This window comes from Pseudomonas sp. URMO17WK12:I11 (assembly GCF_007677725.1).
Taxonomy (GTDB): Bacteria; Pseudomonadota; Gammaproteobacteria; order Pseudomonadales; family Pseudomonadaceae; genus Aquipseudomonas.
The window spans coordinates 1-206 of record NZ_VEDF01000087.1; the positions used below are offsets into that span (position 1 = coordinate 1).

At 51.0% G+C, this 206-nt stretch carries 1 rRNA gene; it reads left to right on the top strand.

The annotated features are described in order from the left end of the window. A 23S ribosomal RNA gene (locus tag FS665_RS23310) occupies positions 1 to 206 on the top strand; the annotation flags it as partial.

Below are 206 nucleotides of genomic sequence, written 5' to 3' on the forward strand. Positions count from 1 at the left end.
GCAGTTATTGCGATGGAGGGACGGAGAAGGCTAGGCCAGCTTGGCGTTGGTTGTCCAAGTTTAAGGTGGTAGGCTGAAATCTTAGGCAAATCCGGGATTTCAAGGCCGAGAGCTGATGACGAGTTGCCTTTAGGCGACGAAGTGGTTGATGCCATGCTTCCAAGAAAAGCTCCTAAGCTTCAGATAACTGGGAACCGTACCCCAAA